Annotated in this window: 9 protein-coding genes; 8 read left to right on the top strand and 1 reads right to left on the bottom strand. The window is 45.7% G+C overall.

What is annotated here, in order from left to right:
* The first annotated feature begins 114 nt into the window (after positions 1–114).
* From AC1EK4_RS00725 to AC1EK4_RS00690, 8 genes are all read left to right on the top strand, one after another.
* The gene (locus AC1EK4_RS00725; RefSeq protein ID WP_480356626.1) at positions 115–3534 is read left to right on the top strand and encodes a TonB-dependent receptor; all 3420 of its coding nucleotides are present in this window, start codon (positions 115–117) and stop codon (positions 3532–3534) included.
* Positions 3535–3554: 20 nt separating this feature from the next.
* Entirely contained in the window at positions 3555–5126 is a 1572-nt protein-coding gene (locus AC1EK4_RS00720) for a RagB/SusD family nutrient uptake outer membrane protein (protein WP_480356624.1), read from the top strand.
* A gap of 105 nt (positions 5127–5231) precedes the next feature.
* Positions 5232–6266: a hypothetical protein gene (locus AC1EK4_RS00715; protein WP_036899312.1), complete on the top strand. Its 1035-nt coding sequence runs from the start codon at positions 5232–5234 to the stop codon at positions 6264–6266.
* On the top strand, positions 6263–7198 hold the full coding sequence (locus AC1EK4_RS00710; RefSeq protein WP_036899310.1) for a Tat pathway signal protein: 936 nt from the start codon (positions 6263–6265) through the stop codon (positions 7196–7198). The genes AC1EK4_RS00715 and AC1EK4_RS00710 overlap by 4 nt, the downstream gene beginning before the upstream one ends.
* A gap of 12 nt (positions 7199–7210) precedes the next feature.
* A complete protein-coding gene (locus AC1EK4_RS00705) occupies positions 7211–8545 on the top strand; it encodes an endo-1,4-beta-xylanase (protein WP_082721748.1) in 1335 nt (444 codons plus the stop codon).
* A gap of 31 nt (positions 8546–8576) precedes the next feature.
* Positions 8577–10718 (top strand): alpha-N-acetylglucosaminidase, encoded by a 2142-nt coding sequence (locus AC1EK4_RS00700; RefSeq protein WP_062434943.1) that lies wholly within the window; start codon positions 8577–8579, stop codon positions 10716–10718.
* Positions 10719–10953: 235 nt separating this feature from the next.
* Positions 10954–11532, top strand: coding sequence for a sigma-70 family RNA polymerase sigma factor (locus AC1EK4_RS00695; RefSeq protein ID WP_231725655.1), 579 nt, complete (start codon positions 10954–10956; stop codon positions 11530–11532).
* Between the two features lie 67 nt (positions 11533–11599).
* Positions 11600–12568: a FecR family protein gene (locus AC1EK4_RS00690; protein WP_480356621.1), complete on the top strand. Its 969-nt coding sequence runs from the start codon at positions 11600–11602 to the stop codon at positions 12566–12568.
* A gap of 126 nt (positions 12569–12694) precedes the next feature.
* On the opposite strand, the gene AC1EK4_RS00685 is transcribed toward AC1EK4_RS00690, so the two are convergent.
* On the bottom strand, positions 12695–13864 hold the full coding sequence (locus AC1EK4_RS00685; RefSeq protein WP_480356620.1) for an acyltransferase family protein: 1170 nt from the start codon (positions 13862–13864) through the stop codon (positions 12695–12697).
* Between the last annotated feature and the right edge of the window lie 20 nt (positions 13865–13884).

The following is a 13884-nucleotide window of genomic DNA, read 5'->3' as shown; positions in this document are numbered from 1 at the left end:
GAACCATCTAGATGTGATGAGATGAAAGCAGCATTGTCATGAATACCATCATAAATATACTAACCTATGTAATAATTTAACCTAAAGCTTATGTGTGGATTAATAAAATCGAGAATGTTTGCCTATGTTTTGGCTGCACTGTTAATGGGGAATCCCCTCCAAATAGTAGCACAACAACAGAAGGTATCGCTCAAACTCAACCAAGTGAGTTTGAAGAAGGCATTAAGCGAAATTGAAAAACGAACTCAGTACAAGTTTAGCTATCGCGATGTGACGCTAGATGGCTGTGCCCCCGTGAGTCTTCAGAAGCAGAATGTCACTGTAGAGGCTGTGTTGAAAGAAATCCTTGAGGAACGTGGATTGGAATACAGATGGGTTCAACCCTCAACTATTATCATCTCGCCTAAGGTAGATGCGAAGTCTCGCAACAAGAAAGCAAGTAAGGCTAGTGGTATGGTGACCGACGCACAGGGTGAACCTGTTATTGGCGCCATAGTACAGGTGGTGGGCAAGAATCGCAGGGCATCTACCAATTTAGATGGGAAGTTTGTCCTCGATACAGAAGAAGGAGATGTGTTGGAAGTCAGTTATGTGGGTTTCCAAACGGTTCGTGTGCGCCCGAAAGATAATCTAAGCGTGGTCATGCAAGAGAATATGGAGTCGCTCGACGAGGTTGTGGTCGTAGGTTATGGCACTCAACGTAAGCGCGATCTTACCGGTTCTATCGCCATGTTGAAAGCCGATGACATGAAATTCGACGGAATTTCGTCGGTAGGGCAGGCACTTGGTGGTAAGGCTGCCGGCCTTTATGTACGTCAGAACAGTGCTCAACCCGGTGGAGGTATCGACATTCTTATACGTGGCGCGGGCAGTGTCAACGCCGGCAACGACCCTTTGTATATTGTTGATGGTTTTCCTATTGCAAAACTTGACCAGCCGGATGGTGGTGATAAAAAGATGAGTCCGGGAACACAAAGCATACTCAACTTCCTAAATCCGAATGACATTGAGTCGATAGAAGTATTGAAAGACGCCTCCGCCACTTCCATCTATGGTGCACGTGCGGCCAACGGTGTAGTTCTCATCACGACCAAGCGTGGTAAGACCGGTAGTGCTAAAGTGTCTTATTCGTATGACTTTTCTTATCAGAAATATTCCGATATCTATAATCTGCTGTCGTTGAAAGAGTGGATGCAGGTGCGTAACGATATGGCCTTAGAAAACTATATGTGGAACAACCGAGTAGCTCCATACGGCACAAAGACAATGAAAGAGGTAGCTGCTAATCCCTATAACGGGATAAAATTGAGTTATCCTTATACCGATGCGCAGATTGCGGCAGCCGGAGAGGGTACCGACTGGCTCGGACTGATTACGCGTAACGGCCGTATCAATGAGCACAACGTCAACCTGCAGGGCGGTAGTGACAAAACACAGTATATGCTGTCGTTCAACTACTTCGACCAAAAAGGTATCGTGAAGAACTCCGGTTTGACTCGATACACGCTGAAAACCAACATCGACCAGAGCTTTCTCAAGATATTCAAAGCTGGTTTGAACCTGACGATGACACGTATCAATAATGATAATACACAATTGGGGGCTGCACGTTATGAGAACTCCGGTATTATCCGCTCGGCCATTCAGATGAGTCCGGAGGTGAAAGCCTACGATGTCGAAACGGGTACTTATCCTGTCAATCCCCTGTTGGCCAAACAGCCTAACCCGTACTCGTTGCTGACGAATACCGACCAAGGACGCACTAATCGATTAATCGGTAACGTCTATATAGAGGCTCGTCCGTTAGAAGATTTGCTGTTGCGTGGTGCCTTGGGTATAGATCATGCGCAGATAGATCGTAAGACTTACCAACCTCGCACAACCGTAAATGGTAATGCCAACGGTGGAGTAGCCTATATTTATAATACAAACAACGATCAGTATCTGGCAGAAGCTACGGCCACTTATCACAAGACTTTGGCCGATATCCACAATGTTAATTTCATGGTGGGTGCCTCCTACGAAGAATTTAACAATGATATATCCGAGTTGGGAAACAACAACTTCCTGACTGACGCTTTTCTTTATAACAATATTGACGCCGGAACGGGAACCAAGATAACCAAGTCCAACGCTACGAAAAACAAGATGGAATCTTATTTTATGCGTGCTTCCTACGTACTCATGGATCGCTATCTCTTTACGGGAACCATGCGTGCCGATGGTGCCAGCGTGTTTGCCAAGAACAATAAGTGGGGCTATTTCCCCTCTGTTGCTTTAGGTTGGCTTATCAATGAAGAAAGTTTCTTGAAGCAGACAAAATGGCTTTCGAATCTAAAACTGCGTCTCAGTTGGGGACAGACGGGTAATGCCGACATCGGAACCAGTGCCTTTGCAAGTTTCGCAGCCGAGAATTCCTATGTCAACGGTGACCATAAGACCGTTATCGGTGTAAAGAAAGGTAAGTTTGATAATCCCGACTTGAAGTGGGAAACCACCGAGGAATGGAACTTAGGTCTTGACTTTGGTTTCTTAAAGGGACGTATCAGTGGTTCGATAGATATTTACCAACGCACTATTTCCGACTTGCTCAACTATCGTCTGCTCAACTCTTACCAAGAACTTCCCAAGGTAATGTCGAATATCGGTAAAACACAGGGACGAGGAATCGAAGTAATGCTTAATACTCGTAATATTGAAACGAAAGACTTTGGTTGGACTACCAACTTTACATTTACCATGTATCGCGATAAATGGAAGGAGCGTACACCCGATTGGAAGCCTGCTGTCTATGAGCGGGCCAATGATCCTATTCGTCCCATCTACGCACGTAGAGCCGACCATATCTTACAAATAGGCGAAAAAGCTCCTGCTGCTCAGCCCGATTTGCTGCCGGGTCAGGTTGTCATCAAAGACCTTGACGGTTATAAGCGCGATGCTTCGGGCAATCCAATGACCGATGAAAACGGGCACTTTATACTTACCGGAGCTCCCGATGGCAAGATAGATGATGCCGATACCAAACTTATTGGTTCAAGAGACCCTGGATGGTTGGCTGGTCTCAACAATGTATTCCGCTACAAAGACTTTGAATTTTCGTTCATGTTCAATGGTATGTTCGATCGAAAGATAGAAGATCCCACGATGGCCTTTTACGGTATTAACAGCTATGGTGTGGCAGGCTCAGGAATAAATGGTTTGAAAACCAATCTTGAACGCTGGACACCGACCAATCCTTCTTCCCGATATCCAAGCGCATTCTACAACATGGGACGTGGCAAATACTATACGAGTGGTGACTTTTTCTATCAGAACGCATGGTTCATCCGTTTGCAAAACGTGTCGTTGAGCTACAATTTGCCTAAGAAATTGTTGAGTAAGGTTGGATTTATCAATAGTCTACGCGTGCATCTTTCGGCCAATAACCTTTTTGTGATTACGCCTTATGATGGGCTTGATCCAGAGACTGATGCCTATGAGGCTGCCTATCCCAACGCCAAGACCTATAGCTTTGGCGTGAACATCACATTTTAATATTTCAACAGCATTATATTATGAAACCTTTCAAACAATTCAAATATGTATCCTGTATGGTGGCTTTAAGTTTGGCTACCACCATGTTTACAGGATGTGCCGACCTGAATCCGGTGGATTATTCCGAGATGAATAGCGAACTATTTCCCAAGGTTGAGAGCGATTATACCACACTTGTGAACGAATGCTATCGCTCTATTCGCTCCAGTTGGTTCGATGGCTTGTTCGCCACAGACGACCGAGGATGTGTCGCCCTTAATGACGCGACTACCGAAATACTGACTGCCCGTAGTCATATTTTTAAGAAACAACACGATCTGGACTGGAATTCTACCGACGATTACTTGGTCGGATTCTATTATACGGAGAAGGATCCATCGGGTGGTGGCTTTCGTGATGGCTTTGCCAATGATATTAGTCGTTGCACGTCGGATTTAGCTTATATCGAAAATGCTACTTCTTTGAATGAAGCACAAAAGAAAAAGATGACAGCCGAAGTGCGGTGTGCCCGTGCTTTTATCTCTTATACGCTTTATGATATGTTTGGCCCCTTGATCATTGCGCCACAGAAACTACTGGAAACTCCACGTGAAAATAAGCCTTTGCCACGCATGTCTCGTGAAGAAATGGTGAAATTCATAGAGGCGGACTTGCTTTATGCGGCTGAAAACCTGCCGTCTCCCAATGCGGTTGAATATGGTAGGTTCAGCACCGGACTGGCCAAGATGCTGCTTATTCGTCTGTATTTGCATGAGACAAAGGACGACAAGAGTTATTATGCAAAAGTGGAAACGTTAGCCCGTGAACTGATGCAACCTTCCTTTGGTTATCAGTTGCAGCCGAGTTATACACGGATGTTTGAGGTAGGCGGACAGGGAAAAACTAATAAGGAAATCATCTTTGCCTTGCCCGTTAATACCGAAATGGTAAGCTGGAATGACTGGCACATGTTTGTATTGCCGTCTGATTTTGGAAGCAATGGCATGAAAGGCGGCTACCATAGTTTGACGAGTACTTGGCATTTCTACGACGGTTTTGAAGCAAACGACGTGCGCCGCACCTATCTTTTGGCCGAATACACGAGCAACAAGACCGGAAAACTCGTAAAGCGAGGCGATTATCCTAATCTTGACCTCGGCCCCATCCCCATGAAATATGGCTACGATACCGACCTGTTTAGCAATAGCGGACGTAGCAAGATAGACCCCATTCTCTATCGTTATGCCGACGTCTATCTGTCCTTGGCAGAGGCTTTGTATCGCAAGCCTGGAGCTTCGGCTGTCGATAAGCAGGAGGCTTTGAAGTATATCAACGTTATTCGTGAGCGGGCGGGTATAGCAAGTATAGATTATTCGGCCATTGACACGGATGAAAAGTTTGTCGAAGTGTTGCTCAAGGAGCGTTGTCATGAGTTCTGGTGCGAGAACGGACAGTATCGTGCCGACCTTATTCGACTGGATAAATTCATAGAATATGCCAAGACCATCAACGGTTCTCCTTATGCCGAAAAGGCGAAGGAAGTTTATCCTTTACCCAAGAGCGTTATCCTAGATGGTAAAGGCGTGGTCATTCAGAACGCAGGTTACGATTAAAAAATACACAAACGATGGATTACCACACGCTGGTAATCCATCAAAAGATAAGGTATATCGACTTTAATTTTACCGAACAACGGCAATATTATAGAATAAATATTTATGGATCGACGTAGTTTTTTGAAGCGTGCGACAGCATTTGGCATGGCTGCAACCTTGCCCAAGGTGCTGTTGGGTACTTCTCTGGTAGAGCAAGTTGCGGAGTCCCAGTCTTCAGGAGAGAAGTTTTGGGCTTGTCTGATGCATCTTTCCTTTAATTTTGCAGGCCAAATAAAACTGTATGGAGGACTACGAACAGAATTTGAACCCGATATGGCTGTGTGGAACGCGGCCATCGAACGCATGGCTAAAAACCATGTAAACATGCTTTTTATCAATCTGGATGATTCGTTGGCTTGGCACAGTCATCCCGAGATTTCCTTGGCTCATTCGTGGACACACGAACAGTTGCGGGCACAGTTGATCAAGATTAGGAAGGCAGGAATAGAGCCTATTCCGATGTTTAACTTTTCTACGACACATGATGCGTGGCTGGGTAAGTATTCAAAAATGGTGTCATCGGCCAAGTATTATGAAGTTTGCGCCGACTTGATAGCCGAAGCCATCGCGCTCTTCGATACGCCTCGCTTTATTCATTTCGGCATGGACGAAGAACGAATCGACTACCAACTGTCCGATTATATCGTGATACGGCAGCAGGAAACATGGTGGGCCGACTTGTATTTCTACATCGGCGAAGCCATGAAACGGGGCGTTCGCCCTTGCGTATGGGCTGATTACGTGTGGCACCATCCGGATGATTTCTTCAAGATGATGCCCAAGTCGGTGGTACAATGTAATTGGTGGTACACCGAGAAGTTCTCTATCAACGATGTGGCTATCCGTTCTTATCTTGATTTGGCCCGTGAAGGCTATGACGTAATGGCCACCGGTAGTTTTGATCAAGAGAACCCCAAGAGCATTGGAAATACGGTGAAGTTCTGTAGCGAGCATATTGACGGCAATCATCTGTTGGGCTTTATGCAGACATTCTGGAAGCCGACGATAGAAACTTATCGTGCGCCTATCCTACAAGGGATTGACTTGATAGGAGCCGCACGTTCGGAATATGAAAATAAAAGGAGAGCGAAGGTATGAAAGACAGATTGATATGGGGATGTTTAATCCATCTTAGTTTCAACATGTGGGAGGAGTATATATGGCCGGGACGCCCTTTCCGAGGCTATCGACCCGACTTGGAACTGAGCGAACCGCTATGGAATGACGCCATCGAACTGATGGGCAAGAGCGGTGTAAACATGGTTGTTATTGATCTGGGTGATGCCATAAGATACCAGCGGCATCCCGAAATAGCCGTCAATGGAGCCTGGACGGTTGCCCGTTTGAAGCAGGAGTTGCGACGTATGCGGTCGTTGGGTATAGAGCCGATACCCAAATTAAACTTCTCCGCAGGGCATGATACCTGGATGAAGGAATACTCCAAGATGGTTTCTACCGATGAATACTATCGTTTCTGTTCGGATATGATAGCCGAAGTGTGTAGTATTTTCGGCCAGCCTCGCCTGTTCCACATCGGAATGGATGAAGAAGGCTACAATATGCAGAGTACCTACAAGCATGTGGTGGTGCGCAAAAATGATGCTTGGTGGCACGATTTCATGTTTCTGGTGAAGGAATGTGAGCGCCGGCATGCGCAGGCTTGGCTCTGGCCCGACTACATGTTGTGGCACCATCCCGACCAGTTTTTCAGTAAGATGCCTAAGAGCGTGATGCAGAGTAATTGGTATTATGATGAAGAGTTTAATCCCGAATGGGACATGGTGAGGCAGTATATTGATTTAGAAAAACATGGTTACGACCAAATTCCGACTGGTAGTTATCATTTTGAAAATCCTAAAAGTATAGCCAACACCGTGGCTTTCGCAGAGAAATATATCAGTCGGCAACACCTTAAAGGTTTCTTGCAGACGTGGTGGAAGCCTACGATAGAGGAAAACAGAGAGCGCATTCTAAAAGGCATTACACTATTGGGCGAAGCTCGTAAAGCTTATGAAGAACGACATACTTAAAACGATATATTTATGAAATACCTATTCTTTATTTTTCTTTTCAGCTTTATCTGTTCCTTTTCTTCCGCTCAAGTGCCTCATCGAGCGGCCGAAGACGTATGTCATGTGATGGCGCCAGACTACTGGAAGATGTGGAACGATTCTCTACAAGCTGCCATCGACCATGATATTGAGCTGTATAGGAAGGGTACGGCTACCATCGAATTGCCGGAGGTAAAGCCGGGTACGACAATCCGTGTGGAACAACTGACTCATTCGTTTATCTTCGGTGGTAACCTTTTTGTTTACGGACAGTTGGCTACTGAGGCTATGAATCGGAAATACGAAAACACTTTCGGTTCGCTGTTCAATGCCGCAACCATTCCATTTTATTGGAAAATGCTTGAACTGGAGCAAGGGAAACCACGCTTCGAGGGCGGTAGTTCGTATGTTTATCGTAGACCTCCAACCGATCCGATGGTTGATTTTTGCAATCAGAAAGGTATATTGACCAAGGGACATGCCATCATTTATGGCTTGCGGCTGCATGGTCATCCCACGTGGATGCCCGAAGACCGCCATGTGATGGACAGTCTTTTTCAGGCCCATATTCATCGGTTGGCACAGCGATATGGCGACCGGGTGAAGTTGTGGGATGTGGTCAATGAACCCATTGATCAAGCTAACAGAGGACTTATGCCCGATGATTACACCTTCAAATGCTTTCAATGGGCACGCCGGTATTTTCCATCTTCGGTACAACTGAATATCAACGACGTAGACCTTCATGGCCCGGTGGATTTGCATCGTCGCTATGCCGAGCTGACCCGCAATCTTTTGTGTCGTGGTTCGAAGATAGATCACATCGGTATAGAAATGCACATTTTCGATCCTTTGGAAGCTGCCGACATCGCAAAAGGCAAAGACCCCTACATCTCACCAGCACTTTTGCAAGCAAAACTCGATTGTCTGAAGGCTACAGATTTGCCAATTCACATCAGTGAAGTAACAGTTTGCGCACCCGATACCACTGAGCATGGCAAGCTGATTCAGGCTGTGATAGCTCGCAATTTGTATCGGTTGTGGTTCAGTTATCCCACGGTAGAAGCCATTACGTGGTGGAATGTGGTTGATGGTGGTGGTGCTTCGGGCGAGCCTTCCTACTCAGGTATTTACGATAAGCACATGGTTGAGAAGCCTGCCTATACCGTTTTAGATAATCTTATCAATCAAGAGTGGAAGACAAAGTTTGAAACTCGTTTGGCAAAAGACCGTACCTTGCGTTTCCGTGGCTTCCGTGGGAAGTATCTACTGACGTGGAAAGACCGCCGAGGCAAGGAATGTAAAAAAGAAATAGAAGTGAAATAGTGATATAATCATCTTTTAGAAGATATTCAGAATGAAGAAGCATATACTGTTGTTGTTATCATTTTGGTTGACTACCGTCATGGGCATGGCCGATAATCGCTTCGCCGGTGTACAGTCATTGGTAGACCGTCGCGTACCATGGCTTAAAGATAAGGTGATGTTTGAGTTGCTGCCACAGACCGATAAGGTTGAAACTTTCACCTTGGCTACGCATGATGGTAAACTCATTATCAAAGCTACAGGCGAGAATGTGGCTTGTATGGGGCTCAACCATTATTTGGAAGACTACTGTCACCGTTCCATGTCGCACATGGGAGATAACCTTGGACCGGTCAATCGTTTGCCCGAAATAACCTCACCTGTAACTCGTCGAGTTGACATGCCATTGCGTTATGCCCTTAATTATTGCACTTTCAACTATACCATGTCGTTCTACCAATGGGAAGACTGGGAGCATGAATTAGATTGGATGGCTCTTCATGGTGTCAATTTGATGCTCATGCCCATCGGTATGGAAAAGGTTTGGCAGAACACACTCCGCAAGTTTGGCGTCACCGAACTGCAAATTCGCAATTTTATTCCCGGTCCCGGTTATACAGCTTGGTGGCTTATGGGCAATTTGGAAGGTTGGGGTGGTCCTGTGTCACAGACTTTTATAGACGGTCAGGCACAGATGGCTCGTCGATTGTTGGGGCGCATGGAGGCATTGGGCATACGACCGGTGATGCAAGGTTTCTATGGTATGGTATCTAGAAGTATTCGCGATCGACATGCCGATGCCGTGATTCCACAAGGTATGTGGGGATTCTTCGAGCGCCCAGACATCCTCAAGCCTACCGGTAAACTCTTTGGAGATATGGCCGACGTGTATTATCATGAGATGAAAAAGCTCTATGGTACTAACCTGAAATACTTTGGAGGCGACCTCTTCCACGAAGGTGGACTCACTGGAACGCTGAATGTTTCAGACTGCGGTTTGGCAGTGCAAAGCGCCATGGAGCGTCATTTCCCCGGAAGTACATGGGTATTACAGGGGTGGAGTGGCAATCCTAAGCCGGCATTATTAGCTAAACTTAATCGCGAAAAAGTGTTGGTGGTCGATCTTTTCGGTGAGAATTCTGAAGTGTGGGAGCAGACACAGGCCTATGGCGGTACTCCTTTTATATGGTGTGTTGTGTCTAATTTTGGCGAACAATGTGGCATGTATGGTAAGTTACAGCGCATTGCCCTGCAGATAGATAAGGTACGCCATAGCCCTTATAAAAACTGTTTGAAAGGTGTAGGTATCATGCCTGAGGGTATCAACAACAATCCGGTGGTCTACGATTTGGTGCTCCATGCCCCCATGACCGACGGCAAAATCAATGTAGAAGAATGGCTTCGGTCTTACATTACCTATCGTTATGGAGCTTTCAATGAGGATATTTATGCTGCTTGGCTCATTTTCTTGCAGACCATCTATGCCAGTGTGCCTGAGAAATATGGTCTTCCTGAGAGCGTGTTCTGCGCTCGTCCGGGTACTAAAGTAGTCAATACCTCATCGTGGGGAGTACGTGCCCGATACTATGATATGGACTTCTTTAAGGAAGGTGTGAAACGCTTTATGAAAGCACGTGCGGCCTTTTCCAATTCAGAAACTTACTCCTACGATATGTTTGATTTGCTGCGTCAGGTGCAATCGGATAAGGGAAACCGCGCTTATGATGACATGATAGCAGCTATTGAGGCTAAGGATGTGGCTCGATTTGAGCGTACTTCCGACCGTTTCCTCCACCTTTTGTTGCGTCAGGATACCCTCCTTGCCCAAAGCAAGGGATTCACCTTAGACCGGTGGTTGGGTAAAGCAGCGTGTTTCGGGAAGACGGAGGGCGACCGCGCTTTGGCTCTGAAGAATGCTAAAATGCAGTTAACCTTCTGGGGACCTGACTGGAATCCCAATACTACCGTGCACGACTATGCAGCTAAAGAGTGGAGTGGTATGCTCAAAACTCTCTATTATGAAGAGTGGAAAATGTTTGTCGACGTATGGCGTCAGCGTGTTCGGGGTATCGAGATGATAGAGCCCGACTACTATGGATACCAAATTGCATGGAGCAAAAAGCCGGTGAACTACACGCCGGTGAAGCTCAATGAGGTACAGATGGAGGCTCTTGTGGCCGACATCCTTCGCTAAATGGTGAAATAAGTGTCAATTGCCAACCTCCTTCGGACGAGTTGATTGAATCTTCCGAACGGCGGTTGGCAAATACGATAGATAAGAGTTGAAGTGATAGATAAGAGTATGTTTCTAGGCATAAAGTTTGGTTTTCTGTTTGGTTTTGCCTACTTTTGAGTTCTGAAAAACAGTTAGTCTTTTAACGATATGACCTTTTGAAAGAACCTAATAAAATAAGTGGCATCACATGAACATGACATCAACAAAAGAAGATATGCTGATTTGGCTGCTCAAACACGACTCTCAATGGGCTTTTGACAATCTTTATCGCATGTATGCACATAGACTTATGGCCTTTGCCATGGAATATTGTCATCATAACGAGACTGCGGGTGAGATAGTGGAAGATACCTTTATCTGGATATGGACTCATCGTCACGAGATAAAACAGGAGAAAACACTGTTCAAACTGCTCTTTATCAAAGCACGCCATCTGCTTATCAATGCTTACAGGGCTACTCTTAACAGTCCTCGTTTTGAAGACTACGTGGACTATGTAGACAGTCTTGGTACAGAGAGCAACGGCGCACAGATGGATTATGACGACTTTGTACGCATCATCAGGAATGGACTTGAGCAGATTCCACCCACACAGCGGCGAGTCATAGAGTTGTCGCGATTCGAGCAGAAAAGTATCAAAGAGATTGCCGAACTCATGAATCTGAAAGAACAAACGGTGAGGAACCAATTGTCATTAGGGCTTAAGCAGCTGATGGCTTTCATCAATCGAGCGGGCTATGGAGCGTTTACGTTATGGCTGATGATTTGTTAATAAAGCATAAAAATCGGTATATCTTACATGATTTCATGTCTATTCCAATAATAATAAAGATAAGGTTATGACCAATATAGAGGAAAAATATAGGACCGGAAGGTTGACAAAGGAGGAATTATTGCAGTTCCGTGAATTTGTAAACCAGTCGACTGATGCTGAACAGGGCGCTGCCATGGAAGCTCATTGGCAGGAGGATATTGATACATCACACGTCAATGAGGCTGAGATAGATGCCATTCAAGAGCGTTTGGATGAGCAAATCAGTGGTTCACAGACATTGCATCGTCGGCTGTGGCACATCTTAGAGCGAGTGGCTGTGGTGCTATTGCCTATCTGTTTGATAGGGTTAGGCTATTTAAGCTACGAACGTTTGCGATCCACCGATAACCTTCTAACCATCTCTACGCGCCATGGTGAGCAGACAAGTATTACTTTTCCCGATAGTACACATGTGCAGGTAAACGAGCAATCTACAGTATCGTATCGGCCTCAGGTCTTCACACCTAACAAACGAGAGATAGATTTTCAAGGCGAAGGTTACTTTGAAGTGCATCGTGATAGTCGTCATCCGTTCATCATTCACACGCCCGATATGAGTGTCACAGTGACTGGAACGAAATTTAATCTCACTAATTATCCACAGTCGGCTACGGTGACGTTGTGCCTTTTCGAGGGTTCTGTGTCTCTCCGTTCTATGAAAACACAGGAGCAAATTACAGTGAAACCTCACGAACGATGTGTGCTTAACCGTCACACCGGACACTTTTCGGTGGAGCCATTTGATGAAGATGAGGCTTATTATACAGCTTGGCAACGCCATGAATTGGTGTTCCATAGTGTGCCGTTACGGCAGGTGGTGCAGAAGTTGAGTGTTGTCTATGGTGTTGAAATAGAACTGAAGAATGTCAATACCGACGATTATTTCACCGGCACACTGCCTTCGTCGGATTTTGGTAAGTGCATGGTTGTTATATCAGATCTCTATCGTTGCAAGGTGAGTCGTACTGACAAGTCAGTAATATTGAGTCGCTAAGCAGAACCAAATTCTCTGAATGACAGAAATATAGTGATTAATATATAAGATAAAAGGGCTGTCTCCTTATTCGGAAGATAGCCCTTTTTGTATCTTATTACCTTTTGAAAGAAATTCAAAAGGCTATTATGCAACTGCTTTCTTAGCAAATAGTTTGCCTTTGAGCCACTCTCTTACTGGCATATCGTAGAGTTTGTAAGAAGCGTAGGCTAGCATGATAGCGATGAAGAAGAGGCCTACCGACAACATGATGTGGGCATGTAGGGGAGCGTCGGGATGTGTTTCTTTCCATGCCATCTGTGCATATACCAGTGGATAATGGGTGATATAGAGCGGGTAGGAAATCTCTCCGAAGAATTTACATACAGCTGCCGAGTGCTTGTCGGTGACTTTACTGCCTGCGCCTATAGCAACAATGAGTGGGAAACAAGCCAAGATGACAATGAGTTCGTAAACGCCATTGAGCCAAGGAGAGCCTTCGGCGCCGGCATAAGGCATCACGAGTAAGACGGCAACAAGCAGTGAACACCACCAGAATCCAGCACGAATGGTTATCAGTCGTCCCATACGAGAGATGAGCAATCCCATGAAGAAGGGGTAGAGCAGGCGTGTGCTGCCTATTAAGAGTTGGTCGGGAGTAAGGCTCCAACCACCTATCACGGTATAAATGGCATATTCGCGAGGCTTCAAAATGCCGCCGAGGTCAATGTTTAAACATAGGTTGACAGTGAGCAAAGCAAAGAGAGCGACACACACCATGAGCATTTTCTTGGAGAAACGGCGAATGATAAGAGCATAAAGCAAGTTGGCCAAATACTCCCATTGTAACGACCATGCTGGTCCGTTGAGTGGATTGGTCTCTGTCCATCCGCGTATATCCATCGACTTGGGCAACGGTATCATGGTGCAGGTGAAGAGGAATACGACGATAACCATCCACCAAGGAGTGTTTGAAATCATCGGGAATACCTCGCTGGCACCAAAGTAAAACATGCACATACCGAAGAAAGAACCGAAGATAACCATGGGGTGAAGGCGTACTAAACGACGCTTGATAAAATTCCAAGTAGACATCTTGTCCCAACGATCATCGTATGCGTAGCCTATCACGAAGCCCGATAAGACGAAAAAGAAGTCCACAGCTAGATAGCCATGGTTGAGGATTTGGAACTTAGGACCGGCTGAGTAGGTTTCAAAAAGATGGAAAGCCACGACGATTAATGCCGCCAATCCACGCAGTCCGTCGAGTATTTCGTAGCGCGGTTTAGAGGCTAGATAGATGTTATTCTTATCCATTTGATGTTTTGAAAAATTTG

The sequence above is a fragment of the Prevotella sp. C0026C3 genome, from assembly GCF_056590795.1.
This window is presented reverse-complemented; position numbering and strand designations above follow the sequence as displayed.